We start from the raw sequence: 25,673 nt of genomic DNA on the forward strand, positions 1-25,673 counted from the left end.
AGCGTTTTAGCTCTGAGCCAGGTTCTTTTATTTATAGGCTTGAATGATGATGAGCAGGAAAAGTTGCCAGGTCATGATTAAACCGACGGGTTCGGTATGCAATCTGGATTGTAAATACTGTTTTTACCTGGAGAAAGAGAAGCTCTATCCCCAGAGAAAAGCCAATTACAGGATGTCTGAAGATACGCTTGAATTGTTTATCAAACAGCATATCGCCGCGCAGGATGTGGATGAGGTGATTTTTGCCTGGCAAGGAGGGGAGCCAACGTTGATGGGGCTGCCATTTTTTCGACGGGCGGTCGAACTTCAGCAGATATACGCGGGTGAAAAGACAATAATCAATACGTTCCAGACCAACGGTATTTTGATTGATAACGAATGGGCTATTTTTTTTAAGCAACACGCCTTCCTGGTGGGCGTTTCTATTGATGGTGATGCCGCGTTACATGATGAATGGCGGGTTACTCGTTCGGGTAAACCAACGCATGAGAGAGTTGAACGGGCCGTTAAATGCCTGGTACGCCACGGTGTGGAATTTAATACGCTGACGGTAGTGAATCACACGAATATGCATCACCCATTGCAAGTCTATGACTATCTGAAAAGCATCGGCAGTCGTTATATGCAATTTATTCCGCTTGTCGAAAGAAGCGCTGAAGGAGACGGTATTGGTCTGACGCATCCTGAAGACGGACAAACGAGAATGATGCCGTGGTCGGTTGATTCACTGCAATTTGGTCATTTTCTCAACGCTATTTTTGATGTCTGGATCCGTAACGATATTGGCGATATCGGCATACAGATGTTTGAGCAGACGCTTGCCGCGTGGTGTGGTTTACCGCCGCAGGTATGCGTGTTTGCATCAACCTGCGGTAGCGCATTTGCCATGGAAATGAATGGCGATGTGTATAATTGCGATCATTTTGTCTATCCGCAGAACAAGTTGGGGAATATTCAAGATTCGACGCTGCGCGCGATGAACAATAGCGAACAAAACCGGCAGTTTGGCGAAGATAAAAATCGCACAATGGCACAAGAATGTTACTCCTGCCAATGGCAGTTCGCCTGTTATGGCGGCTGCCCTAAGCACCGCTTCTTGCCGTCAACGTCAGGTAAAAGAAATCACAACTATTTGTGTGCGGGTTATAAGGCGTTTTTCTCTCATACTGCAATGACGATGAGCGCCATGAGAACACTCTATGAAAATGGTTTTTCACCTGTAGAAATAAAATCAGTATTTGCTTGAACGTATCGTATTCGCAGGGAGTGAATATGTTTTCTTGGGTTAATGTCGATAGCTGCAAAACGCCTGGTTGCAAAAATGTGGGCGTGTTGAACAGCCCGGATTACCAACATCAGGGGAGAAATATACTCTGCCGGGCCTGCGGTTTTCTCTTCCCCATTATTTCGGAACGGTCACTCAACCGCTTTCGTCAGTCGGTCAATCAGGCATGGAAAGGGTTGATTAAATCCTGCCCCTATTGCGGGGGGATTTCACTTAAAAAGTACGGTTTTTCCGCGCAAGGAGAACCGCGTATTTACTGTCAGCGCTGTCATAAAACATTTATATCTCCTGTCAGGCAGAAAACAGATGCACGTCAGGGTTATCTCGCCACGCTGATTCAGGAAGGCGCGACACTGGCGGATATTCGCACCACGCTTGCGCTGGATAGCACCGGGTTAAGCCGGGAGTTACGGAAACTCTCTCGCAGTGCAAATCTGGTAGAACGCGAATTTATTTTTCCTACGTTCGATATCACTATGAGCACGCGCGCTTTTCGGATCAAATTTAACGGCGGTGATAGTTTCCTGTATGTGTTGGTCACTGCAGAAGAAAATACCGGTCGAATTGTTGCCGTGACCACAAATTACTCAGCTCATCCCGTAGAAGCTGAGTATCAGTATCATTCTGACTATGAAGAACGCCTGCCTCCCGGTACGTTGGCGCATATTGTGCAACGTAAAGAAGTGATAACGATGCGGCGGGAGATTCTTTTTGATGTGGATTACGGCCCCGCAATATTGCACAAAAATGATCCGGGGATGTTAGTTAAACCCGTTTTACCCGCTTATCGTCATTTCGAGTTGGTTAAAATGCTTACGGATGAACGCTCTCTCAACATTCAGCATTACCTCGATCAGGAATGTTTTATCCTGGGAGGATGCATGATGGCGAATATACAGCATGTTCAGCAAGGGCGTTGTCATATTGCTTTTGTGAGAGAACGCGGAGAATCAGCACCGCAAAAAGATATTCCGCCAAGGCTGTTCCTGGGAGGCGGCATCCGTAATAACGTTTGGCGAACATTCTCCACGCGTGACTACGCGCTGGCGGTATGTAACTTAACGGAGAACCGGAAAACGAGTATGCAGCGCAGCGCCACGCTTGCGAGTGCGACCCGTTTTATCCATTTTATCGATACACATCCTTTTCTGGCACACCTCAACCGTATGTCTCCGGCAAATGTGACGGCAACGCTGGACCATCTCAGATACGCGTTTAATGCGCGACATCACCCAAGTGAAGGTTAACTGATACAGCATTCTCTTATTATAAAGCTCGAGAAAAACGATCTATTCATCATGAATAATCTAATTTTAACGAGCTTTTTGGGGGTGTAAGATAGTATTTACGAAGTATTCACCCAATAGAGAGAATAAAAGTGAAACATCTGCATCGTTTTTTTAGTAGTGACGCCTCGGGGGGGATCATCCTGATCATCGCAGCCGTCGTCGCTATGTTGATGGCAAACATCGGAGTAACCAGTGGATGGTACCACGCCTTTTTGGAAACGCCCGTTCAACTGCGGGTTGGCGCGCTTGAGATCAACAAAAATATGCTGCTGTGGATCAACGACGCGTTGATGGCGGTGTTCTTCCTGTTGATTGGTCTGGAGGTGAAGCGCGAGTTGATGCAAGGCTCGCTGGCCAGTCTGCGTCAGGCAGCGTTTCCGATCATTGCCGCTATCGGGGGCATGATTGTCCCGGCGCTGCTGTACCTGGCATTCAACTATGCCGATCCCATCACCCGTGAAGGGTGGGCGATCCCGGCGGCAACGGATATCGCTTTTGCATTAGGCGTGCTGGCGCTGTTGGGCAGCCGTGTACCGCTGGCGTTGAAAATATTCCTGATGGCGCTGGCGATTATCGATGACCTCGGTGCTATCGTAATTATCGCGCTGTTCTATACCAGCGATCTCTCGCTGTTGTCGCTGGGGGTTGCCGCGTGCGCGATCCTCGTTCTGGCGGCATTGAATCTGTGCGGAGTGAGACGTACCGGGATTTATATTCTGGTTGGCGTGGTGCTGTGGACTGCCGTACTGAAGTCGGGCGTGCATGCAACTTTGGCGGGTGTGATCGTGGGCTTCTTTATTCCGTTGAAGGAAAAACACGGGCGTTCACCGGCGAAGCGACTGGAGCATGTTCTGCATCCATGGGTGGCATACCTGATCCTGCCACTGTTTGCCTTCGCCAACGCGGGCGTTTCACTGCAGGGCGTCACTATTGATGGACTGACCTCGGTATTACCGCTGGGGATCATTGCTGGTTTGTTGATCGGTAAACCGTTGGGTATCAGTCTGTTTTGCTGGCTGGCGTTACGCCTCAAGGTGGCGCAATTGCCAGAGGGAACGAATTTCCAGCAGATTATGGCGGTCGGCATTCTGTGCGGCATTGGCTTTACGATGTCGATTTTTATCGCCAGCCTGGCGTTTGGGAACGTCGATCCTGAGCTGATTAACTGGGCGAAACTGGGGATCCTGATCGGCTCCTTACTGTCGGCGGTAATTGGTTACTGCTGGTTACGCACCCGGTTGAACGCGTCAGCCTGACGGGATAGCCCTTTCGTGACAATTTTCAGGGAGAGAGTATGTCTCATATAAATTACAACCACCTGTACTACTTTTGGCATGTCTATAAAGAAGGTTCGGTGGTTGGCGCAGCTGAAGCGCTTTATCTGACACCGCAGACCATTACCGGGCAGATTAAAGCGCTTGAGGAACGTTTGCAGGGAAAGCTGTTCAAGCGCAAGGGGCGTGGACTGGAGCCTAGTGAGTTAGGCGAATTGGTTTTTCGTTATGCGGATAAGATGTTCACCTTAAGCCAGGAAATGCTGGATATCGTGAACTACCGCAAAGAGTCTAATTTACTGTTTGATGTCGGCGTGGCGGATGCGCTATCGAAGCAGCTGGTCAGTAGCGTGTTGGATGCCGCTGTGGTTGAAGATGAACAAATCCATCTGCGTTGTTTTGAGTCAACACATGAGATGCTGTTGGATCAACTCAGCCAGCATAAGCTGGATATGATTATCTCCGACTGCCCGATCGATTCTACACAGCAGGAAGGGCTGTTCTCGGTGCGGATAGGCGAATGCAGCGTGAGTTTTTGGTGCACCAAACCGCTGCCTGAAAAAACCTTCCCGGCCTGCCTTGAGGAGCGTCGATTACTGATCCCTGGACGTCGTTCAATGCTCGGTCGTAAGCTGCTGAATTGGATCAACTCACAAGGATTGAATGTCGAAATCCTCGGCGAGTTTGATGACGCTGCGCTGATGAAAGCGTTTGGCGCAACGCATAATGCCATTTTTGTTGCGCCTACGCTGTATTCACACAATTTCTATGCCGATGATTCTATTGTTGAAATTGGACGCGTAGAGAATGTGATGGAGGAGTATCACGCCATATTTGCGGAAAGGATGATCCAGCATCCGGCGGTGCAGCGTATTTGCAATGCGGACTACTCAGCACTGTTCAAGTCGCCACAGGTCTAAACGCCTTCATGTTGCCGGCTGCGGTGTACTAACCGCAGCCGGACTGTGACTACAGTTTCAACATATTACGATACTGCCCGCCTTCGCGGATAAATACCGGAATTCTGTTCAGGGGAGCGTCATAGCTCAGCGTTTGTCCTCCCTGATAGCTCTCGCCGGTTGCAAGATCCGTCCATGTTTCCCCTTCCGGTAGCCAAACGTCACGCTCGCGCATGCCTTCATGCATCACCGGAGCAATCAGCAGATCGGGACCAAAACAGTACTGATCGGTAATCTCCCAACTCCTTGTCTGTTCTGGGAATTCAAAAAACAGGGTGCGCATAACCGGGGCATTGCGTTGGTGTGTTTCCGCCATCACCGCTTTGATGTACGGCCTTAACTTTTCTCGCAACGTCAGACAGCCAGTCAACACTTCGCACACCTCTTCACCATAGCTCCACACTTCGTTTGCCGCACCGGTCGGACACTGGGCAATACCATCACGGTAAGGATGTTCTGGTAAAATTTGCGGATCGCGGTTGCCGTGCAGGCGCATCACTGGGCTAAACACGCCCCACTGGAACCAGCGAATCAGCAACTCATGAAAGTGTGGGTCGTGAATATTGCCGCCATGAAAGCCGCCAATATCTGTTGTCCACCACGGGATACCTGCAATCCCCATATTCATCCCGGCGGCAAACTGATTGCGCAGAGAACGAAACGATGAGTGGATATCACCTGACCAGACCAGCGCGCCGTATTTCTGACTTCCGGCCCAGGCGCAGCGCAGCAGGTTGATCACCTGGTCTTCGCCATCGGCTTTCATGCCGTCAAAAAAGGTTTTGGCGTACATTCGCGGGTAGATATTGCCCACTTCCAGCACCGGTCCGGCGTGGTAGCGATAATTATCGTAGTCGTAAACGCTGAACTCCGGCTCGGCTTCGTCTAGCCAGAAGAGCTTCACGCCTTTATCGTAATAGTTGCGTTTTGCTTTACCCCAGACGTAGTCGCGAGCGCCGGGATGGGTGGCATCAAAGAAAGTGGTATTGCCGAGGAAATCCATATTGATCGGTAATCCGCGCTCTGTTTGCACCAGCCAGCCGTTTTCACGCATCTCCCGATAGCTTTCGGTGCGGTTGTCTACCGTTGGCCACACGGAGACCATTAGCTCAATACCCAGCGATTTTAGCTCGGCGATCATGGCATCGGGATCGGGCCAGTCCCGCGAGTCGAACATCCAGTCCCCCTGATTTGGCCAGTGGAAGAAATCGATCACGATGACCGAGATGGGGAGGTTGCGCCGTTTGTACTCGCGGGCGACGGCGAGCAACTCCTCCTGAGTGCGATAACGTAACTTGCACTGCCAGAAGCCCATGGCGTAATCCGGCATCATTGGTGGCGTGCCCGTGGCGAGCGCATACGCCCGGCTAATTTCTGCCGGGGTATCGCCAGCGGTGATCCAGTAGTCCAGCTGCTCGCTGATTTGAGCTTCCCACTCGGTCACGTTGTGGGCGAACGTCACGCGGCCGACCGCCGGGTTGTTCCATAAAAATCCGTAGCCCAGGCTTGAGAGCATAAAGGGCACCGAGGCCTGAGAGTTGCGCTGGGCCAGTTCGAGCACGCATCCTTTGAGATCCAGATTGGCCTGTTGATACTGCCCCATACCGTAAATTTTTTCCCCTTCGGTGGCTTCGAAGCGGGCTTTAAGTGAATATTTCCCACCCTGAATAGGGCGGAATTCGCGTCCCTCAAGGTTGAGTGCGCTGACGTACTGGCCGTGAGAAGATTCATCCTCGCCAATTTCGCCCCGCAGGCGCCAGAACTCCTGCAACAGGGGTTTGTGTGGATGACGGTAAAAGGTAACTTGTCCTTTTTGATTGACGATAGCGATAATTTTGCCGTTGGTCAGTGTCGCCTGGTGGTGCTCATAATCGATGTGGCAGTGGCTTTCTGCGACTGGCTCAGTCAATGCCCAGTCTTCATTTCTCATTACCGGCAGATGACGACCACTGCGTACGCGCAGGCTGTTCTCGCCCCAGGGTTCAATCCACAAATAGCGATCGTTTTGCTGCCAGACCAGACGACGCGGGTCATGTTGCACAAATGGCATGGTGGTGCCTCCCATATTTTGAGGGTAAAGATTAAGAAAGTTATTGGGTGATGGTTTCCAGATCGTGGCGAATCGTCTCTTCCATTGCTTCGTACTTACGGAAGAAAAGTAGCGGGATCGCCGCGAGTGCGAAGAGTAGGGCGGGCGCCCAGATAAAAGCCCAGATAATGCCTTCCAGGCCCGCAGCGCTTTGGGCATGGTTCGGGACATAGCCAAAACTGTTCATGATCCAGGCGGCGAAAGCGGTACCCAGACCACTGCCCATCTTGATGCAGAAAGTACTGCCGAAGGCGATAAGAATGCCCGTGGCCTTAATGCCCGTTTTCCAGGCACCGAAGTCGACGGCAAAGCCCAACATGGCAAACGGCATTGAGCAGGCGATTCCGCTACCGATATTGCCGAGCACCCAGGCCGCGATGAGGAAAGGTATGTTGTCCGCCGCCAGCCACATCAAGACGCCGCCGAACGTGGCGACCAGCAAGCCACCTACCCATATCCAGGTTTTAGCCAGGAATTTGCTAAAGAAAGGGATGGCGATGATGAACAGGATCTGAATCGTCGCCAGACTGTTAATCAGCGGAACCAGGTCTTTGCGATCGAGGTTGTAGGTCAGATAATAAACAATGGTTGTGGACCGCTGTTGCAGGGCAATCCAGAAGATCAGATTGGCCAGCACCATCAGGATCCATGGCCAGTTACCTTTCATTGCCGTGAAACTTTTTTTCATCGGCAGTTTGGGTTCTTGCTGTATTTTATCCGCATCCATTTCGCGGATATTTTTAAAGGCGAAAAGCGTTAGCGAACAGGATATTGCAGCAAACAGAATCGCTGTGTAAATAAACCCAGCATGATCATTTCCGTTACCTAAAAATGCAACCAGGGGTAATGCTGTGGCATTCATTAATAAAACCCCAATTTGTCCCCCGGTCATTCTCCAGGAATTTAATACCAGCCGTTCCTTAGGGGACAGCGTCATTAGAGGTAATATTGCGCTGAGCGGTGTGTTGAGTCCGGTAAATAAAATGCTGGCAATCATGTAGGATATTGCTGCATATATGGCTTTTCCTGTCATACTGATATCTGGAGACCAAAATGACAGCGCGCTGAATACACCAAAAGGCAGCGGCAGCCATAAGAACCAGGGACGACATTTACCGTAACGTGAACGTGTTTTATCGATAATGATCCCCCAGATTGGGGCATCTATACCATCTACGATACGCGCCAACAGCAGGATGACACCTGCTACGGCGAGACTAATACCCGCAACGTCAGTGTAGAAATATAAGATGTAGGTTGAGCCGAAACAGTACAGTAGATTACCTGCCACATCCAAAGAGCCGTAGCTAATACGCTGTAGTAAAGATAATGATGCTGACCCGCAAGACTGGGTATCCTCAATAACAGAACTCATAATAATAACTCCGATATTGGTGCGATACGCCCAGAAAAACAACTTTTACTTTCCAAGCAAGTTTTAAATATTATTTTTTATGTCGTTACTGAATTTAACCTCAGATTAAAATGAGTGAGTAAGGTGTACATGGAAAGTAGTTGACCCTACCGCAGCAATCAATTATCAAATCTTACATCAGGATTGCGTTTATTCGTTTTTGAATGAGCGATGTTTCTATTTGCTAAGGTGGTCACAGTTTTTTTAATAATGAAATAAAAAAAGGAAAACAGTGAAAGAAAATAACTTTCAAGTATTACGCGACGCGACTAACTAAGGGAGGGATAGCTGAAAAAACAGGCTGGTCAGGAAGAGCGCGGGCGAGTGAGAACAACATCAGTGGTTGAAGAGAAAAACGCCAGATAGCAGGCATAAAAAAACCCGCTTTCGCGGGTTTTTTCACAAAGCGTCAACAAGCAGGCGATTAAGCCAGTTTGTTGATCTGTGCAGTCAGGTTTGCTTTATGACGTGCAGCTTTGTTTTTGTGGATCAGACCTTTAGCAGCCTGACGGTCCACGATTGGTTGCATTTCGTTAAATGCTTTCAGTGCAGTAGCTTTGTCGCCAGCTTCGATAGCTGCGTATACTTTCTTGATGAAAGTACGCATCATAGAGCGACGGCTAGCGTTGTGCTTGCGGGCCTTTTCAGACTGAACGGCGCGCTTCTTAGCTGATTTGATATTAGCCAAGGTCCAACTCCCAAATGTGTTCTATATGGACAATTCAAAGGCCGAGGAATATGCCCTTTTAGCCTTCTTTTGTCAATGGATTTGTGCAAATAAGCGCCGTTTAAATTCCAGCACTCGTTGCGTAGTGATGGCGCAGGATTCTACCAGCTTGCGTGGCGTGAATACAGCTTTTCGACGAGAAAAATTGCATTGGTGTACCCGTGAAGGGCGTCAATTTGTTTCATAACAATGAAAACCATCCTCTTTCTGTTTCGTAGAAACAATCGCCGGTTAACCTTGACCGCGGTACAGGGTATACTTTCACGATTTTCACTGTTTTGAGCCAGACATGAAGCTGATACGAGGCATACATAATCTCAGCCAGGCCCCGCATGGGTGTGTGCTGACTATTGGTAATTTCGACGGTGTGCACCGTGGCCACCGTGCGTTGCTGCAAGGCTTACGGGAAGAAGGGCGCAAACGCAATTTACCGGTGGTGGTAATGATTTTCGAGCCACAGCCGCTGGAACTGTTTGCGACGGACAAGTCACCTGCGCGCCTTACCCGCCTGCGGGAAAAACTGCGTTATCTGGCCGAATGCGGTGTGGACTACGTGCTGTGTGTGCGTTTTGACAGGCGTTTCGCCGCATTAACGGCGCAGACCTTCATCAGCGATCTGCTGGTGAAGCGCCTTGGTGTACAATTTCTTGCCGTTGGCGATGATTTCCGCTTTGGCGCTAGCCGTGCGGGCGATTTCTTGTTATTACAGGAAGCGGGCGCTGAGTATGGTTTTGATATCACCAGCACCCAAACCTTCTGTGAAGGCGGTGTGCGTATCAGCAGCACCGCAGTACGTCAGGCGCTGGCCGAAGATAACCTGCAACTGGCCGAAAGCCTGCTTGGGCATCCTTTTACTATCTCAGGACGCGTCGTTCACGGTGATGAGTTAGGGCGCACCATCGGTTTTCCGACGGCAAACTTACCGCTTCGTCGTCAGGTTTCTCCGGTGAAAGGTGTTTATGCGGTTGAAGTGATGGGACTGGGTGACAAACCGTTGCCCGGCGTCGCCAACATCGGCACCCGCCCGACGGTAGCAGGCGTACGCCAGCAGTTGGAAGTGCATCTATTGGACGTTGTAATGGACCTGTATGGTCGCCATATAGATGTAGTACTGCGTAAAAAAATACGCAGCGAACAGCGATTTGCCTCGCTGGATGAACTAAAAGCGCAGATTGCGCGTGATGAGTTGACTGCCCGTGAATTTTTTGGGCTAACAAAACCGGCTTAATGCCTATACGAGTTTTAAATACGGAACCGAGAATCTGATGAGTGACTATAAATCAACCCTGAATTTGCCGGAAACAGGGTTCCCGATGCGCGGCGATCTCGCCAAGCGCGAACCGGGAATGCTGGCGCGTTGGACTGATGATGACCTGTACGGCATCATTCGTGCGGCCAAAAAAGGCAAAAAAACCTTCATTCTGCATGATGGCCCTCCTTATGCGAATGGCAGCATTCATATTGGTCACTCGGTTAATAAGATTCTGAAAGACATTATCGTGAAGTCCAAAGGACTCACGGGCTATGACTCGCCGTACGTTCCGGGCTGGGACTGCCACGGTCTGCCGATCGAGCTGAAAGTAGAGCAGGAATACGGCAAGCCGGGCGAGAAGTTCACCGCTGCTGAGTTCCGCGCCAAGTGCCGTGAATACGCAGCGACCCAGGTTGATGGTCAGCGTAAAGACTTTATCCGTCTTGGCGTACTGGGCGACTGGTCGCATCCGTACCTGACCATGGACTTCAAAACTGAAGCCAACATCATTCGTGCGCTGGGTAAAATCATCGGCAACGGTCACCTGCACAAAGGTGCGAAGCCGGTACACTGGTGCGTTGACTGCCGTTCCGCGCTGGCGGAAGCGGAAGTTGAGTATTATGACAAAACCTCCCCGTCCATCGACGTGGCGTTCCACGCTGCCGATCAGGATGCGGTGAAAGCGAAATTTGGCGTTTCTGACGTCAACGGCCCGATCTCTCTGGTTATCTGGACCACTACCCCGTGGACGTTACCGGCGAACCGCGCAATCTCTCTGGCACCTGATTTTGACTATGCGCTGGTGCAGATTGACGGCCAGGCTGTGATTCTGGCGAAAGATCTGGTTGAAAGCGTCATGCAGCGTATTGGCGCGGCTGAATACACCATTCTCGGCACCGTGAAAGGCGCTGAGCTGGAACTGCTGCGCTTTACCCATCCGTTTATGGGCTTTGACGTGCCGGCTATCCTTGGCGATCACGTTACGCTGGACGCGGGTACCGGTGCGGTCCATACCGCTGGCGGTCACGGTCCGGATGACTACGTCATCAGCCAGAAATACGGCCTGGAAATCGCTAACCCGGTTGGCCCGGACGGCGCATACCTGGCGGGTACCTATCCGGATCTGGACGGTGTGAACGTCTTTAAAGCCAACGACAAAATCGTTGCGCTGCTGAGCGAAAAAGGCGCGCTGCTGCACGTTGAGAAGATGCAGCACAGCTACCCATGCTGCTGGCGTCACAAGTCACCGATCATCTTCCGTGCGACCCCGCAGTGGTTCGTCAGCATGGATCAGAAAGGCCTGCGCGCGCAGTCGCTGAAAGAGATCAAAGGCGTACAGTGGATTCCGGACTGGGGCCAGGCGCGTATTGAATCGATGGTTGCCAACCGTCCTGACTGGTGTATCTCCCGTCAGCGTACGTGGGGTGTGCCGATGTCTCTGTTTGTTCACAAAGACACCGAAGAGCTGCATCCGCGCGCTATCGAACTGATGGAAGAAGTGGCTAAACGCGTTGAAGTTGACGGCATCCAGGCGTGGTGGGATCTCGATCCGAAAGATATCCTCGGCGACGAAGCTGACCAGTATGTCAAAGTCCCGGATACGCTGGACGTGTGGTTCGACTCCGGTTCAACCCACTCATCCGTCGTGGATGTGCGTCCTGAGTTTGCGGGCCATGCGGCAGATATGTATCTGGAAGGTTCTGACCAGCACCGTGGCTGGTTCATGTCTTCCTTGATGATCTCCACCGCCATGAAAGGCAAAGCACCTTATCGCCAGGTACTGACCCACGGTTTCACCGTTGATGGTCAGGGCCGTAAGATGTCCAAATCTATCGGTAACACCGTTTCTCCGCAGGACGTGATGAACAAACTGGGCGCGGATATTCTGCGTCTGTGGGTTGCTTCTACCGATTACACCGGTGAAATGGCCGTTTCTGACGAAATCCTGAAACGTGCTGCCGACAGCTATCGTCGTATCCGTAACACCGCGCGCTTCCTGCTGGCGAACCTGAACGGGTTCGATCCGGTTAAAGACATGGTGAAACCGGAAGAGATGGTGGTGCTGGATCGTTGGGCGGTAGGTTGTGCGCAAGCGGCGCAGGACGAAATCCTGAAAGCCTATGAAGCCTATGACTTCCACGAAGTGGTACAGCGCCTGATGCGCTTCTGCTCCGTAGAAATGGGTTCGTTCTACCTCGACATCATCAAAGACCGTCAGTACACCGCGAAAGCGGACAGCGTGGCGCGTCGTAGCTGCCAGACTGCTCTGTTCCATATTGCAGAAGCGCTGGTTCGTTGGATGGCGCCGATCATGTCCTTCACCGCCGATGAAATCTGGGGCTACCTGCCGGGCGATCGTGAGAAGTACGTCTTTACCGGTGAATGGTACGAAGGTCTGTTTGGCTTAGGCGAAACCGAAGCGATGAACGATGCCTACTGGGACGAGCTGCTGAAAGTGCGTGGCGAAGTGAACAAGGTTATCGAGCAGGCGCGTGCGGATAAGAAAGTCGGCGGTTCTCTGGAAGCGGCAGTGACCCTGTACGCTGAACCTGAGCTGGCGGCGAAACTGACCGCGCTGGGCGAAGAGTTGCGCTTTGTTCTGCTGACCTCCGGCGCGACGGTTGCAGATTATGCGGCTGCTCCTGCTGATGCTCAGCAGAGCGAACTGCTCAAAGGTCTGAAAATCGTACTGAGCAAAGCCGAAGGTGAGAAATGCCCGCGCTGCTGGCATTACACTACCGACGTCGGCCAGGTGGCGGAACATGCAGATATCTGCGGACGCTGTGTCAGCAACATCGCCGGTGATGGCGAACAACGTAAGTTTGCCTGATGAGTAAGCCTCTTTGTTCAACAGGACTACGCTGGCTGTGGCTGGTGGTAGTCGTGCTGATTATCGATTTAGGCAGCAAATACCTGATCCTCCAGAACTTTGCTCTGGGGGATACGGTGTCGCTGTTTCCGTCGCTTAATCTGCATTACGCGCGTAACTATGGTGCGGCGTTTAGCTTCTTAGCTGATAGCGGCGGCTGGCAACGCTGGTTCTTTGCCGGTATCGCCATCGGTATTTGCGTCATCCTGATGGTGATGATGTATCGCTCGAAGGCGACGCAGAAGCTGAACAACATCGCGTATGCGTTAATCATTGGCGGTGCGCTGGGCAACTTGTTCGATCGCCTGTGGCACGGCTTCGTGGTTGATATGATTGACTTTTACGTCGGCGACTGGCATTTCGCGACCTTCAATCTGGCCGATACAGCTATTTGTATCGGGGCGGCATTGATTGTTCTCGAAGGCTTCCTGCCGTCGAAAGAGAAAAAAGCCGCATAAAAAAATGCCGGATGGCGCTATGCTAATCCGGCCTACAATTTACTGCGATCCTTGTAGGCCCGGTAAGCGTAGCGCCACCGGGCAGACAGGCGGCAGCAATTTTAAAGAGCAACCTGCATGTCTAAATCAGTACAGAGTAACAGTGCGGTGCTGGTGCACTTCACCCTTAAGCTCGACGATGGCTCCACCGCAGAGTCAACCCGCAATAACGGCAAGCCTGCGCTGTTTCGCCTGGGCGACGGTTCTCTGTCTGAAGGACTGGAGCAACACCTGCTGGGGCTAAAAGAAGGCGATAAAACCACCTTTGCTCTGGAGCCGGATGCCGCCTTTGGCGTATCAAGTCCGGACTTAATTCAGTATTTCTCGCGTCGGGAATTTATGGACGCGGGCGAGCCAGAAATTGGCGCTATCATGCTCTTTACCGCAATGGACGGCAGTGAGATGCCTGGCGTGATCCGTGAAATCAACGGTGACTCGATCACGGTTGATTTCAACCATCCGCTGGCTGGGCATACCGTTCATTTTGATATTGAAGTGCTGGAAGTCGAACCGGCACTGGAGGCGTAAAATGCAGATCCTGTTGGCCAACCCGCGCGGTTTTTGCGCTGGCGTAGACCGCGCTATCAGCATTGTCGAAAACGCGTTGGCTATTTACGGCGCGCCGATTTATGTCCGTCATGAAGTGGTACATAACCGTTATGTGGTGGATAGCCTGCGCGAGCGCGGCGCTATTTTTATCGAGCAAATCAGCGAAGTGCCGGATGGCGCGATCCTGATTTTCTCCGCTCATGGCGTGTCTCAGGCGGTGCGTAACGAAGCCAAAGGCCGCGACCTCACGGTTTTTGATGCAACCTGTCCGCTAGTCACGAAAGTGCATATGGAAGTTGCCCGCGCCAGCCGTCGTGGCGAAGAATCCATTCTGATTGGTCACGCCGGTCACCCGGAAGTCGAAGGCACGATGGGCCAGTACAGCAACCCGCAAGGGGGAATGTACCTGGTTGAATCACCGGAAGATGTGCTGAAACTGAATGTGAAAAATGAAGGCAAATTATCCTTCATGACGCAGACCACGCTCTCCGTTGACGACACTTCTGACGTTATTGATGCTCTGCGTCAACGCTTCCCGAAAATTGTCGGACCACGCAAAGATGATATCTGTTATGCCACCACCAACCGTCAGGAAGCGGTTCGCGCGCTGGCGGAACAGGCTGATGTTGTGCTGGTGGTCGGCTCGAAGAACTCCTCTAACTCCAACCGTCTGGCTGAACTGGCACAGCGAATGGGGAAAGCGGCGTATTTGATTGACGATGCGACCGACATCCAGGAAGCGTGGGTGAAAGAGGCGAAGTGCGTAGGCGTGACGGCCGGAGCATCGGCGCCGGATATCCTGGTGCAAAACGTGATTGCTCGCCTGCAGGAGCTTGGCGGTGGGGAAGCTATTCCGCTGGAAGGCCGCGAAGAGAACATCGTTTTCGAAGTGCCGAAAGAGCTGCGTGTGGATGTTCGTGAAGTAGAGTAAGTCTTTCCGGTTACGATTATGAGAAGATGCCAGACTTAACGTCTGGCATTTTTTATGGAGAAACCATGCGCTTACCGATCATTCTTGATACCGATCCCGGCATTGATGATGCCGCCGCCATTGCTGCCGCGCTGTTTGCCCCTGAGCTGGATCTGCAACTGATGACCACGGTAGCAGGCAATGTGTCGGTGGAAAAAACCACCCGTAATGCGTTGCAACTGCTGCACTTCTGGAATGCGGATGTTCCACTGGCGCAGGGAGCATCAATGCCGCTGGTGCGGCCACTGCGTGATGCCGCTTCCGTGCACGGCGAGTCCGGTATGGAAGGGTATGAATTTGTCGAACACGACCGCCAGGCGATGGCAAAACCCGCCTTCCAGGCGATTCGCGATGCGCTGATGCATGCCCCGCAGCCCGTGACGCTGGTGGCAATTGGCCCGCTGACCAACATTGCGCTGCTGCTGACCCATTATCCTGAATGCGTATTCAACATTCACCGTCTGGTGATTATGGGCGGCTCTGCCGGGCGCGGGAACTTCACACCCAACGCCGAGTTTAATATTGCTATCGATCCCGAGGCTGCCGCGAAAGTCTTCCAGAGCGGGCTGGATATTGTGATGTGTGGGCTGGATGTTACTAACCAGGCCATGCTCGCCCCGGACTATCTGGCGACGCTCCCCCAGCTTAACCAGACGGGAAAAATGCTGCACGCGCTGTTTAGCCATTACCGTAGCGGCAGTATGAATACGGGGCTGCGAATGCACGATCTGTGTGCCATTGCCTGGCTGGTGCGTCCGGAACTGTTTACCCTGCAGTCGTGTTTCGTGGCGGTTGAAACCCAGGGCGAATATACCTCAGGTACGACGGTGGTGGACATCGAAGGACGTCTGGGGCATCCAGCAAATGCGCAGGTTGCGCTGGGTCTGAACGTTGAAGGTTTCCAGCAGTGGGTGGCAGAGGTGCTTGCACTGGCCCCTTGAGGCTGTGATCCGGCCCGCAATATGCAGACAGAATTAGCAGGTTAATCGATTAATCTGCTAATCTGATCCTGTTGTTCTCCTCGGGCCGGAGACACATATGAACCTTTCTTTTATCCAGCCACCGCAGGTGGCGTGGGCAAGCGGCGCTTTGGCCGATGGCCCGTTATTGCGCAAATCTACCCGTATTCAGGATCTTACTGACGTTTTTGCCGATGAAAACGCCCGTCAGCAATTGGCTGGTGAGCAGGTCGTGTATGACGTTGAGATGCTGGATACGTCTTCCGCTGAAGGTGAACTCTACACCGGCGTTACCCATCTTTATCCTGGCCGGGTCGGCTGCGAGTATTTTATGACCCGCGGGCATTTCCATGAGCGCCGCGAACAGGGGGAAGTCTATTTCGGTCTGCGTGGCGCTGGTTTGCTGCTGTTGCAAACCGAACAGGGCGACACGAGGCTGGAAAAGGTATTCGCCGGATCCATCCACATTATCCCCGGCTTTACCGCGCACCGGTTAATCAACACCGGGGAAGAGGTACTGTCGGCGCTCGCCGTATGGCCGGGGATTGCGGGTCATGATTATGCGGCGCTCGCCAGGGGCTTCAGAATAAGAGTCTTTGAGGAAAATAATCGGGTTCAGGCGAAGGAGGTACAGAATGGCTGACTTAGCGCATTCTTACGGCCTTGATATGACGGTTCATCATCGCCCGCTTGGCTTTAGCTATGGGGATGAGGTTACCGGGCCGATGCCGGAAATTCGTCAACTCGATGACATCCGCGCCTCGCTGCGCGATCCGCACTGTGAAGGGCCGCAAGAGGTGTATGCCATTGCGATGGATGTGGCGCGAATGCAGGATCGCGAAGAGTTGAAAAAGCGGATGCTGTTATTTGGCGTGGTGACTTATGCGGCGGGACGACTGGGGGAAGAGCCGGTGCGTAGTCAGGGACATATTCATCGTATCAGTCAGCACAGCGGCTGGTCCCCGCCGGAGCTTTACGAAATCTGGCAGGGAAAAGCGATAATCTATATGCAGGAGTATGTTGAGGATGATCCTGGCCGCTGTTTTGCTGTAATTGCCGGACCCGGTGAGAAAGTGTTGGTACCGCCCGGCTGGGGGCATGCGACCATATCCGCAGATCCGGATGTCCCGTTAACTTTTGGCGCGTGGTGCGATCGTGAATATGGTTTTGAGTACGACGCCGTGCGTGCGCATAAAGGGTTGGCGTGGTACCCGTTACTGCAGGGAAACAACGTTATCTGGCAGCATAATCCGCGTTATATTCCCGGACGATTGCAGGCCGTAACGCCCCGACAATATACGGAGTTCTCAATTAGTTCTGCACCTGTTTACCAGCAGTTCATCAAGGACCCGGCGCGCTTTCAATTTATCTCACGCCCGGACAAATATCCCGAGCTGTGGCAAAACTTTCACCCATAAAGAGCCGGGGCATAGCCCCGGTTGTATCGTTTTCTGTGTATTACCCCGCAAACAGGCCCGTGGCGACGCCAAGCGCCGCCAGGACCAGCAGCAATACCATCGCTTTCACTGGCGACACACCACGCTTGGCCATCAGATACCAGGTGCCAAGTACCACTATCAGCGGCAGTAACTGCGGGAAGATACCGTCCAGCATTTGTTGAACATGGATATTCACCCCATCTTTGGTAATAAATTCCAGCCCGGTACCAAGCTTAACGTAACTTGCCGCCACGCCCCCCATGACAAACACGCCCAGCAGCGATAATGCTTCACGCAGACGGGCGGACTTGCTACTCACCAGCATTTCCACCGAGCCGGAACCCATCTTGTAGCCTTTCAGGAACAGGAACCACGAGCCGGGAATTATGATAGCCAGCCAGGCAACGGTATAAAACAGCGGCCCCAGAATATTACCGCCGGCCGCCAGGGCCATGCCGATGCTGAGCAGGATAGGGATCAACATGCCGGGGATCATTGAATCGCCGATCCCGGCAATAGGGCCCATCAGACCAACCTTCAAGGTATTGATGGTCTCGCCATCGATCGGCTCACCGTTCGCTTTTTTCTCTTCCAGCCCCAGCACCATGCCATTTACGATCGCGCCTATCTGGGGTTCCGTATTATAAAACGAGGCGTGGCGGCGCAGCATCTCTGTACGTTGGGTTGCGTCGGGATAGAGCTTTTTCGCCACCGGGAGCATACTCAGGCAAAAGCCAAAAGACTCCAGACGCTCAAAGCTCATCGATGACAAGTTGTGCATCATCCATGCGCGCCAGCAGCGGCGAAGATCTTTACGCGTAAGTGTACGTTCTTCCATCAGAATTCATCCTCATCATCATCGGCTACCGACTTTGCAGTCGCGGCCTGCGGCGGTTCCGGTTTGTAGTTGTAATGGATCAACGCCAGCAGCGAACCGACGATCACCAGCGCGACCATGTTGAGTTTTAAAAAGACGATGCAGACAAAACCGACGAGGAAGTAGATCAGCATGGTGTAGTTTTTGATGATCTGCTTGAGCAAAATCGCGATCCCGACTGCAGGTAAAATGCCGCCCAGTACGTTCATCGTCGACAGAACAATTTTCGGTAAACTGTCCATAAAGCCGCTGATGTATTGTGCCCCGAAGTAAACCGCAATAAAGGTCGGTACAAAACGCAGGACAAAGTTTGTCACCTGTGGCCAGATGGCGCTGTTCAGGTAAATGCCGCGTTCGTCGCCCCGTTCCAGCGCCACATCTGCCCGGTGATTCCAGAAGGAGTTCAGTACCATCATCAAGTTAAACAAAATGGTTCCGGCTATACCGATAGTTGCCGCCAGCGCGACCGCGACCTCGGGGCCTTTTCCGGAAAGGATCCCTAAAGCAATTGCCGGGTAAGCCACAAAGTTGAGGTCGGCGGGCATCGAACCGCCGGGTGTAACCATCGCGATATACACCGCCTGAACCGCGACGCCAATCATGATCCCGGTTTTAATGTCGCCGAGGATAATCCCGACCAGCATTCCGGAAATCAGCGGGCGGGTGATCAGGTACCAGCCGCCGGTCAGTCCCAGCAACCAGGGGCTGCTGAGGGCGCCGAGATAGCAAAGTATGCCAATCAACGTAGCTTCGATAATCATCGTGCGCTCCTTATTTCAGCTTCTGACGTGCGTCCTGCCAGCTGTAGCAACTGGCATCAGGCACCAGGCGAAACTCAACCAGGTGGCCATGCTGTGTCAGCCAGTCAAAGGCGGCAATTTCATCCCCGTTGACCGACTGATTCGGGCCGATGGTGGTGGTATCAGCACGAGCACTCATTGGACCCACATTAATCTTGCCGTTGGCATTTTTCAGGCTGATACCAGCTTCTTCAATGCGTTTGAGCGTCACGGGGGATTTGCCAATGACGAAATAACGTTTCTCGCTGGCAATGACTTTCGGCAGTTTTTCAATTGCGGTGGCCGTATCAAACAACCAGACTTTGGTGTCCTGCACAGCACCTTTCATCACCGAAGAGAGCAGAGGGTCGGCCGCGACGGCGTCGTCTATAGCGACAATTCCGTCACAGGGCAGCTCTTTGGCCCAACGTGTCACGAGCTGCCCATGGATTACGCGGTCATCGATACGTACAAAAGAAATACTCATAGTGGTTTCCTTTAAAAATCGTCGGACTGAACGGATAAAACCGGGACGGCTTTAATCAGCGTGGGTACCGTCAACGTCAACAGCTCGACGGCTGCGGCATGAACGTCCGTTAAATGGCAGATCTCTTCGCTTTGTAACAACATTGGGAAATTGACTCCCGCCACAACGGCAACAGGAGGAACCGTTTGTGCAGAAAACGCATGATGGCAGGCGACATTCCAGGGAGTACCGCTTTGCATGTCACACAGCACCAGAACGCCGTCAGCGCCTTTCCCGGCACTTGCGAGAACTTGAGAAAACGTCTGCTTAAACCCTTCGATACCTGCCTGTTCACTCAGCGTGACGGGATAAACATGCGGTAATTCTCCGTAAACCATACGACCGCTGGCGAGAAGCGCTTCCGCCAGGGGACCATGGGTGGCAACAATAACGTTAATCATGCGCTTATCCTCTGACCCAGGCTTTAATCGTGGCAAGCTGTTGACCGATGCCTTTGCCAAACGGCGAAATGCGATACTCTCCAACGGCGGCTGGGATGATAAAGGTCTCTGCATAGTTGACGACAAACGGGGCAAACGCGCCGCTCGGGCTTTCGACAACGGCCTGAGCTCCTTCGACAAGGTTAAGGACGTTTACGCCGCCATGGGTATGGTGAGTGACCGGTGCCGTAAACCAGTGGCGACGCGTTTCGATAAATTCGCGTTCGTGCATCCCGGTTCTTTCTTCTCGCCAACCTTCTCCTTCAGCGATGGGGTCAATACGGTTGACCAGATTGTCGTGTACCCATTGCGTGTCACGTTGCCAGTCAATAACCTGTTGGCCGTGATCCAGATGCACCGGACGCGGTAAGCCGTCTAATCCTAAGCGACCCCAGTCCCACAGTTTGAAGGTGAAAATATACGGCGTTGCGCTGATCTCCAGCACCATGGTGCCTGCTCCTGAACAGTGGACGGTTCCGGCGGGGATCAGGAAGTGATCGTGTTTATGCGCAGGGATCTGGTTCACGAATCGTTCATCATCAAACGTTTTTTCACCACGCCCCGCTGCCCGGAGATCGTCGAGCATATCTTGCGGCGCGATCCCGGTTTTGGTGCCGAGATACACCACGGCGTCCGGCTCGGCTTCGAGGATGTAATAGCTCTCATCCTGGGTATAGTGCATGCCAAACTGCTGCTGAATGTATTCGGTGAGCGGATGAACCTGAAAGCTCAAATTCTGGCCGCCAATGGTGTCAAGAAAGTCAAAACGGATCGGGAATTCCGCGCCAAAGCGCGCATGGACTTTTTCGCCCAGCAGGGGGCGGGGACAGGTCAGCACCAGATCCTGAGAGGGGATCTCGATCCGCACGTTGCCAAAACGCAGTAACAGGCTGTTTTCCTCGGGCACGCAATCAAAACACCACGCGTAATTGGGGGCTGAGGGATCGAGATCGAAGCGTTGTTTCATCCATTGCCCGCCCCAGACGCCAGGGTCAAAGAAAGGGACAACGCGAAACGGTTGTTGGGTGGTTTGTTGCAGACCGGCGCGTAGCGCGTCGCCGCTGACCATCGCGGGACTATTTTCTACCGTGGTATCGAGCAAATAATCGGCACGTTTGAGTAACGGCGTTTTGTGTTTGTCGAAGACCCGCCATTCAATGAAAAAAGCACGTTTGTAACGACGAAGAATATCTTCATCCTGGTTTTTTGCCCCCCAGTTACCCAGCCCGTCATGGCGCATGCGCTGCTGAATTTCCCAGCGCGGAAGGTCAGCATAAACCAGCACGTCACCCGGGTGTGCCAATGCAGCGCCAGAGCCGTATACCACGACCAACCCTTCACTAATGGCATCAATCTGTTGGCGGAGCTGGCTGAGTTTGTCGCTATCAAAAAATTCATCCAGGTGATGACAGGAAAGCACGCCGAATACGCGATCGTCGGTCAGGTTACGCGCCAGTAAATCATGCAGGGCCTGCTCATCGCGGCGGGCGGATTCAATATTCAGCACCAGTGCGGCATCTAATGTCGTAACGAGCTGTTGCTCCAGCTCGTCAAGCCGCACGCCCGGATAGCAATCCACGATCAATACGGTTTTGGCTGCGCCAGATACTTTGGTGTTAATCACTGAATGGATCGACGACCAACCCAGCCAGGCGTGGTTGTCATAGCCCTGAATGATAACCTCAGGGAATTTATTATAGGTTGTACGCATTTTCTGTCTCCGTGTTGGCTTATTTAAGATTAATCGATTAACCTTATTTTCATAGTGTGGTTAACGCGATTAACCCGCCATATTCAGGATCCAGCGCGGTGAAAAGCACGTTAGCGTGATGTGAATCACACGTAAAAAGACAAGATTTCGGTTATTCGATTAACCTTTGCAATAAATTCAGGAGAAGTCATGACAACAGTCACGTTGGCGCAGGTAGCGGAACGCGCGGGAGTCTCCACGGCAACCGTTTCAATGGTATTGCGTAACCGGGGGCGCATTTCTCAGGCCACGCGTGACCGCGTGCTCAAAGCGCTGGACGATACTGGCTACGTTTATAATCAAACCGCCGCCAACCTGCGTAACCGGAGCAGTAATCAGGTCGGATTGTTGTTACACGATATCACTAACCCTTTTTACGGTGAGATGACGGCAGGGCTGAGCCATGAGATGGAGCGGCATGACCTGCTGCTGTTTCTGGCAAACAGCGAAGAGTCAGGAGAACGGCAGCAAAAATTTGTCGACTCGTTGATGCGCAATAATGCCTGCGGCATGGTGCTCTGCGCGGCTCGTGAAACGCCGACATCCTTCTTCGAAGCGCTGAAACGGCGCAATATTCCCGCCATCATGGTGGTCCGTCCCCTTAGCGATCCTGATTTTGATTTTGTGGGCACCGATAACTTTCTCGGTACGCAAATGGCCACCACCCATTTAGTCAAAATGGGGCACAAGAATATTGCGTTTATTGGGGGGAGCCCAAGTTCCGGGAGCCGGGCGCAGCGTATAGGTGGATTCACCAGCACGTTGCTGGAGCATAGAATATCGCCTAATCCGGAATGGATAGTGGCGACGCAGGCCAGCCAAATTGATGGCGCAAAAGCGGCGGAGTCTCTTCTTCTGCGCTTCCCGCAAATTACCGCTGCCGTTTGTTATCAGGATATCGTGGCGCTTGGGGTCATGCAGGCATTACGTAAAATGGGGCGTGAACTAGGGCGCGATTTTGCGCTGGTGGGGTTCGACGACATCACCGAAGCGGCGCTGGTACAACCTGCGCTCACCACTGTGTCGGTGGCGGCAAAAGAGATTGGTCGCAAGGCCGGGGAGCTGCTTTACAGTCGCATTCAGGGAAATGACGAACCACCGAAACGTATTATTCTGCCACCTGCGCTGGTGGTCAGAGAATCATGTGGTTTTAGCTGATCGTCATGCCTTTTACTGATATCTCTGCCTGTTTATCATTAAATTCTAATTATCGACGTTTTCGGCTGGCGGCGCAGCGTTGCGCTGGTTAATCTGAAAACGATTTACGTAAAATTAACAAAAGAGAATAGCTATGCATGATGCACAAATCCGCGTTGCCATCGCGGGAGCCGGAGGACGCATGGGGCGTCAGTTGATTCAGGCCACTCTCGGCATGGAAGGCGTACAGCTGGGCGCGGCGCTGGAGCGCGAAGGTTCCTCCTTATTAGGAAGCGATGCCGGAGAGTTAGCGGGAGCCGGGAAAACGGGCGTTACCGTACAAAGTAGCCTTGAAGCGGTGAAAGATGATTTCGATGTTTTCATCGATTTTACCCGCCCGGAAGGCACGCTGACGCATCTGGCGTTTTGCCGCCAACACGGTAAAGGGATGGTGATTGGCACCACCGGCTTTGATGACGCGGGTAAACAGGCTATTCGTGATGCCGCGCAGGAGATTGCTATTGTTTTCGCCGCGAACTTTAGCGTCGGCGTGAACGTTATGCTTAAGCTGCTGGAGAAAGCGGCGAAAGTGATGGGCGATTACACCGATATTGAGATTATTGAAGCCCACCACCGCCATAAAGTTGATGCGCCGTCAGGCACTGCGCTGGCGATGGGCGAGGCGATTGCCGGGGCGCTGGATAAAGATCTGAAAGACTGCGCAGTCTATTCGCGTGAAGGTTACACCGGCGAGCGCGTACCGGGCACGATCGGCTTTGCCACGGTGCGGGCGGGGGATATCGTTGGTGAGCATACCGCGATGTTTGCTGATATTGGCGAGCGTATTGAGATCACGCATAAAGCGTCCAGCCGCATGACTTTTGCTAACGGCGCGGTGAGATCGGCAATTTGGCTAAAATCAAAGTCAAATGGTCTTTTTGATATGAAAGATGTGCTTGATTTACGTAATTTATAGCTTTTACTACCCTTCGTGATGTGGTTATTGTAATCATAATTAATTGATTACATGGGGCAATATTTTATTGCCCTTTTATTTTTTAGCTTTTGAATGTGTTTTTTCTTTTAAATGAGTGTTTGTATATGTTTTGTTGGGTGTTTATGTTATCTCAATGTAAATTTTGACCAAATGGTCCACTTTTTTCTCTCCTGTATTCTGTTTTTACACTCTTTGCCTACCGCAAGCGTTTTCTACCCCGAGTTAGCTGATCTTTTTGCCTGTTAAATCGTATGATTTATCCCAGTGGCGCAAAATAATAATAAAAATTACCCTTTTGGGTAGACTTTTACGTGGGCTATCTCTAGAATGCCGCCGTTTGCCAGAAATCCATAGGTAAGCAAATTTGCATTGATTCATGAGGTGTTAATGAATTAATATGCAAATAAAGTGAGTGAATATTCTCTGGAGGGTGTTTTGATTAAGTCAGCGCTATTGGTTCTGGAAGACGGAACCCAGTTTCACGGTCGGGCCATAGGGGCAACAGGTTCGGCGGTTGGGGAAGTCGTTTTCAATACTTCAATGACCGGTTATCAAGAAATCCTCACTGATCCTTCCTATTCCCGCCAAATCGTCACTCTTACTTATCCTCATATCGGTAATGTCGGCACCAATGAAGCCGATGCAGAATCTTCACAGGTACATGCGCAAGGACTGGTCATCCGCGACCTGCCGCTGATTGCCAGCAACTTCCGCGATACCGAAGACCTCTCTTCTTACCTGAAGCGCCATAACATTGTGGCGATTGCTGATATCGATACCCGTAAGCTGACGCGTTTGCTGCGTGAAAAGGGCGCACAGAACGGCTGCATCATCGCGGGCGATAACCCGGATGCGGCGCTGGCACTGGAGAAGGCAAAAGCTTTCCCTGGCCTGAACGGTATGGATCTGGCGAAAGAAGTGACCACCGCGGAGCCTTATAGCTGGACGCAGGGGAGCTGGACGCTGGCGGGTGACCTGCCGGAAGCAAAATCTGCCGATGAACTGCCGTTCCACGTTGTGGCTTACGATTTCGGCGCTAAACGTAACATTCTGCGTATGTTAGCGGACCGCGGCTGCCGCCTGACGGTTGTACCGGCGAAAACCTCAGCAGAAGACGTTCTGAAGATGAACCCGGACGGTATCTTCCTGTCCAATGGCCCTGGCGACCCGGCGCCGTGCGACTATGCGATTACCGCGATTCAGAAATTCCTCGAAACCGATATTCCGGTATTTGGCATCTGCCTCGGCCATCAGCTGTTGGCGCTGGCGAGCGGTGCGAAGACCATTAAGATGAAGTTTGGCCACCACGGCGGCAACCATCCGGTAAAAGATATTGATAACAACACCGTGATGATCACCGCGCAGAACCACGGTTTTGCTGTAGATGAAGCCTCCATGCCTGCCAACCTGCGCGTGACCCACAAGTCACTGTTCGACGGCACCTTGCAGGGGATTCATCGTACCGACAAACCGGCGTTCAGCTTCCAGGGCCACCCAGAGGCGAGCCCAGGCCCGCACGATGCGGCACCGCTGTTCGACCACTTTATCGAGCTTATTGAGCAATACCGTCAGTCCGCGAAATAATCAGGAGTAAT

The 25,673-nt window shown here is 52.3% G+C and carries 23 protein-coding genes and 1 pseudogene; 16 read left to right on the top strand and 8 right to left on the bottom strand.

Annotated features, from left to right (window positions below; translation table 11 throughout):
* The first annotated feature begins 46 nt into the window (after positions 1-46).
* The 4 genes from OGV71_RS04300 to nhaR all read left to right on the top strand — a co-directional run bounded on the left by OGV71_RS04300 (position 47) and on the right by nhaR (position 4,768).
* The gene (locus OGV71_RS04300; RefSeq protein WP_071696634.1) at positions 47-1,246 is read left to right on the top strand and encodes an anaerobic sulfatase maturase; all 1,200 of its coding nucleotides are present in this window, start codon (positions 47-49) and stop codon (positions 1,244-1,246) included.
* A gap of 26 nt (positions 1,247-1,272) precedes the next feature.
* Positions 1,273-2,532: an IS1/IS1595 family N-terminal zinc-binding domain-containing protein gene (locus OGV71_RS04305; RefSeq protein WP_286532714.1), complete on the top strand. Its 1,260-nt coding sequence runs from the start codon at positions 1,273-1,275 to the stop codon at positions 2,530-2,532.
* A 131-nt stretch (positions 2,533-2,663) separates the two neighbouring features.
* Positions 2,664-3,830, top strand: coding sequence for a Na+/H+ antiporter NhaA (gene nhaA / locus OGV71_RS04310; protein ID WP_003018952.1), 1,167 nt, complete (start codon positions 2,664-2,666; stop codon positions 3,828-3,830).
* Between the two features lie 38 nt (positions 3,831-3,868).
* Entirely contained in the window at positions 3,869-4,768 is a 900-nt protein-coding gene (gene nhaR, locus OGV71_RS04315; RefSeq protein ID WP_204584133.1) for a transcriptional activator NhaR, read from the top strand.
* A 49-nt stretch (positions 4,769-4,817) separates the two neighbouring features.
* Here nhaR and OGV71_RS04320 read toward each other — a convergent pair whose 3' ends face one another.
* The 3 genes from OGV71_RS04320 to rpsT form a co-directional block, all read right to left on the bottom strand.
* Positions 4,818-6,857, bottom strand: coding sequence for a glycoside hydrolase family 31 protein (locus OGV71_RS04320; protein ID WP_204584131.1), 2,040 nt, complete (start codon positions 6,855-6,857; stop codon positions 4,818-4,820).
* A 40-nt stretch (positions 6,858-6,897) separates the two neighbouring features.
* Positions 6,898-8,271, bottom strand: coding sequence for an MFS transporter (locus OGV71_RS04325; RefSeq protein ID WP_204584129.1), 1,374 nt, complete (start codon positions 8,269-8,271; stop codon positions 6,898-6,900).
* 463 nt (positions 8,272-8,734) lie between these two features.
* On the bottom strand, positions 8,735-8,998 hold the full coding sequence (rpsT, locus tag OGV71_RS04330; protein ID WP_003018940.1) for a 30S ribosomal protein S20: 264 nt from the start codon (positions 8,996-8,998) through the stop codon (positions 8,735-8,737).
* A gap of 117 nt (positions 8,999-9,115) precedes the next feature.
* Between rpsT and OGV71_RS04335 the strand changes: the two are divergent.
* From OGV71_RS04335 to OGV71_RS04375, 9 genes and pseudogenes are all read left to right on the top strand, one after another.
* Positions 9,116-9,319 (top strand): annotated as a pseudogene (locus OGV71_RS04335) (DUF2575 domain-containing protein).
* A gap of 7 nt (positions 9,320-9,326) precedes the next feature.
* Positions 9,327-10,265 carry a bifunctional riboflavin kinase/FAD synthetase gene (ribF, locus tag OGV71_RS04340; protein ID WP_003837336.1) on the top strand — a complete coding sequence of 313 codons (939 nt, stop codon included), beginning with the start codon at positions 9,327-9,329 and terminating at the stop codon, positions 10,263-10,265.
* A 37-nt stretch (positions 10,266-10,302) separates the two neighbouring features.
* A complete protein-coding gene (ileS, locus tag OGV71_RS04345) occupies positions 10,303-13,119 on the top strand; it encodes an isoleucine--tRNA ligase (RefSeq protein WP_016149528.1) in 2,817 nt (938 codons plus the stop codon).
* A complete protein-coding gene (gene lspA / locus OGV71_RS04350) occupies positions 13,119-13,616 on the top strand; it encodes a signal peptidase II (protein WP_003018932.1) in 498 nt (165 codons plus the stop codon). The genes ileS and lspA overlap by 1 nt, the downstream gene beginning before the upstream one ends.
* A 117-nt stretch (positions 13,617-13,733) precedes the next feature.
* The gene (gene fkpB / locus OGV71_RS04355) at positions 13,734-14,183 is read left to right on the top strand and encodes an FKBP-type peptidyl-prolyl cis-trans isomerase (RefSeq protein WP_003018929.1); all 450 of its coding nucleotides are present in this window, start codon (positions 13,734-13,736) and stop codon (positions 14,181-14,183) included.
* Position 14,184: 1 nt separating this feature from the next.
* Positions 14,185-15,135: a 4-hydroxy-3-methylbut-2-enyl diphosphate reductase gene (gene ispH / locus OGV71_RS04360; protein WP_032948486.1), complete on the top strand. Its 951-nt coding sequence runs from the start codon at positions 14,185-14,187 to the stop codon at positions 15,133-15,135.
* Between the two features lie 65 nt (positions 15,136-15,200).
* A complete protein-coding gene (gene rihC, locus OGV71_RS04365) occupies positions 15,201-16,115 on the top strand; it encodes a ribonucleoside hydrolase RihC (protein WP_003018923.1) in 915 nt (304 codons plus the stop codon).
* A gap of 97 nt (positions 16,116-16,212) precedes the next feature.
* On the top strand, positions 16,213-16,776 hold the full coding sequence (locus OGV71_RS04370) for a glucose-6-phosphate isomerase family protein (protein ID WP_003837342.1): 564 nt from the start codon (positions 16,213-16,215) through the stop codon (positions 16,774-16,776).
* Complete coding sequence (locus tag OGV71_RS04375; RefSeq protein WP_286532724.1) at positions 16,769-17,551, top strand: glucose-6-phosphate isomerase family protein; 783 nt, start codon at positions 16,769-16,771, stop codon at positions 17,549-17,551. The genes OGV71_RS04370 and OGV71_RS04375 overlap by 8 nt, the downstream gene beginning before the upstream one ends.
* 40 nt (positions 17,552-17,591) lie before the next feature.
* Here OGV71_RS04375 and OGV71_RS04380 read toward each other — a convergent pair whose 3' ends face one another.
* The 5 genes from OGV71_RS04380 to OGV71_RS04400 are packed head-to-tail and all read right to left on the bottom strand — an operon-like array spanning position 17,592 to position 21,905.
* Positions 17,592-18,410 (bottom strand): PTS system mannose/fructose/sorbose family transporter subunit IID, encoded by an 819-nt coding sequence (locus OGV71_RS04380; RefSeq protein ID WP_003837346.1) that lies wholly within the window; start codon positions 18,408-18,410, stop codon positions 17,592-17,594.
* Positions 18,410-19,210, bottom strand: coding sequence for a PTS mannose/fructose/sorbose/N-acetylgalactosamine transporter subunit IIC (locus OGV71_RS04385; RefSeq protein WP_286532727.1), 801 nt, complete (start codon positions 19,208-19,210; stop codon positions 18,410-18,412). The genes OGV71_RS04380 and OGV71_RS04385 overlap by 1 nt, the downstream gene beginning before the upstream one ends.
* Positions 19,211-19,220: 10 nt before the next feature.
* Positions 19,221-19,715, bottom strand: coding sequence for a PTS sugar transporter subunit IIB (locus tag OGV71_RS04390; RefSeq protein ID WP_003837349.1), 495 nt, complete (start codon positions 19,713-19,715; stop codon positions 19,221-19,223).
* Between the two features lie 11 nt (positions 19,716-19,726).
* On the bottom strand, positions 19,727-20,155 hold the full coding sequence (locus tag OGV71_RS04395) for a PTS sugar transporter subunit IIA (RefSeq protein WP_286532730.1): 429 nt from the start codon (positions 20,153-20,155) through the stop codon (positions 19,727-19,729).
* A gap of 4 nt (positions 20,156-20,159) precedes the next feature.
* Positions 20,160-21,905, bottom strand: a complete 1,746-nt coding sequence (locus OGV71_RS04400) for a class I mannose-6-phosphate isomerase (RefSeq protein ID WP_286532733.1) — start codon at positions 21,903-21,905, stop codon at positions 20,160-20,162.
* Positions 21,906-22,094: 189 nt separating this feature from the next.
* Between OGV71_RS04400 and OGV71_RS04405 the strand changes: the two genes are divergently transcribed.
* From OGV71_RS04405 to carA, 3 genes are all read left to right on the top strand, one after another.
* A complete protein-coding gene (locus OGV71_RS04405) occupies positions 22,095-23,102 on the top strand; it encodes a LacI family DNA-binding transcriptional regulator (protein ID WP_286532735.1) in 1,008 nt (335 codons plus the stop codon).
* 133 nt (positions 23,103-23,235) lie between these two features.
* The gene (dapB, locus tag OGV71_RS04410; protein ID WP_003018920.1) at positions 23,236-24,057 is read left to right on the top strand and encodes a 4-hydroxy-tetrahydrodipicolinate reductase; all 822 of its coding nucleotides are present in this window, start codon (positions 23,236-23,238) and stop codon (positions 24,055-24,057) included.
* Positions 24,058-24,513: 456 nt separating this feature from the next.
* Positions 24,514-25,662 (top strand): glutamine-hydrolyzing carbamoyl-phosphate synthase small subunit, encoded by a 1,149-nt coding sequence (gene carA, locus OGV71_RS04415; RefSeq protein WP_003018918.1) that lies wholly within the window; start codon positions 24,514-24,516, stop codon positions 25,660-25,662.
* Positions 25,663-25,673: the final 11 nt, after the last annotated feature.

Origin of the sequence: Citrobacter sp. Cf088 (genome assembly GCF_030334295.1) — a bacterium.
Lineage (GTDB): Bacteria > Pseudomonadota > Gammaproteobacteria > Enterobacterales > Enterobacteriaceae > Citrobacter > Citrobacter freundii.

Coding starts and splice junctions, on each gene's coding strand:
- OGV71_RS04300 (WP_071696634.1), top strand. CDS start 47: ATGATGAGCAGGAAAAGTTGCCAGGTCATGATTAAACCGACGGGTTCG.
- OGV71_RS04305 (WP_286532714.1), top strand. CDS start 1,273: ATGTTTTCTTGGGTTAATGTCGATAGCTGCAAAACGCCTGGTTGCAAA.
- nhaR (WP_204584133.1), top strand. CDS start 3,869: ATGTCTCATATAAATTACAACCACCTGTACTACTTTTGGCATGTCTAT.
- OGV71_RS04320 (WP_204584131.1), bottom strand. CDS start 6,857: ATGCCATTTGTGCAACATGACCCGCGTCGTCTGGTCTGGCAGCAAAAC.
- OGV71_RS04325 (WP_204584129.1), bottom strand. CDS start 8,271: ATGAGTTCTGTTATTGAGGATACCCAGTCTTGCGGGTCAGCATCATTA.
- ribF (WP_003837336.1), top strand. CDS start 9,327: ATGAAGCTGATACGAGGCATACATAATCTCAGCCAGGCCCCGCATGGG.
- ileS (WP_016149528.1), top strand. CDS start 10,303: ATGAGTGACTATAAATCAACCCTGAATTTGCCGGAAACAGGGTTCCCG.
- lspA (WP_003018932.1), top strand. CDS start 13,119: ATGAGTAAGCCTCTTTGTTCAACAGGACTACGCTGGCTGTGGCTGGTG.
- fkpB (WP_003018929.1), top strand. CDS start 13,734: ATGTCTAAATCAGTACAGAGTAACAGTGCGGTGCTGGTGCACTTCACC.
- ispH (WP_032948486.1), top strand. CDS start 14,185: ATGCAGATCCTGTTGGCCAACCCGCGCGGTTTTTGCGCTGGCGTAGAC.
- rihC (WP_003018923.1), top strand. CDS start 15,201: ATGCGCTTACCGATCATTCTTGATACCGATCCCGGCATTGATGATGCC.
- OGV71_RS04370 (WP_003837342.1), top strand. CDS start 16,213: ATGAACCTTTCTTTTATCCAGCCACCGCAGGTGGCGTGGGCAAGCGGC.
- OGV71_RS04375 (WP_286532724.1), top strand. CDS start 16,769: ATGGCTGACTTAGCGCATTCTTACGGCCTTGATATGACGGTTCATCAT.
- OGV71_RS04380 (WP_003837346.1), bottom strand. CDS start 18,410: ATGGAAGAACGTACACTTACGCGTAAAGATCTTCGCCGCTGCTGGCGC.
- OGV71_RS04385 (WP_286532727.1), bottom strand. CDS start 19,210: ATGATTATCGAAGCTACGTTGATTGGCATACTTTGCTATCTCGGCGCC.
- OGV71_RS04390 (WP_003837349.1), bottom strand. CDS start 19,715: ATGAGTATTTCTTTTGTACGTATCGATGACCGCGTAATCCATGGGCAG.
- OGV71_RS04395 (WP_286532730.1), bottom strand. CDS start 20,155: ATGATTAACGTTATTGTTGCCACCCATGGTCCCCTGGCGGAAGCGCTT.
- OGV71_RS04400 (WP_286532733.1), bottom strand. CDS start 21,905: ATGCGTACAACCTATAATAAATTCCCTGAGGTTATCATTCAGGGCTAT.
- OGV71_RS04405 (WP_286532735.1), top strand. CDS start 22,095: ATGACAACAGTCACGTTGGCGCAGGTAGCGGAACGCGCGGGAGTCTCC.
- dapB (WP_003018920.1), top strand. CDS start 23,236: ATGCATGATGCACAAATCCGCGTTGCCATCGCGGGAGCCGGAGGACGC.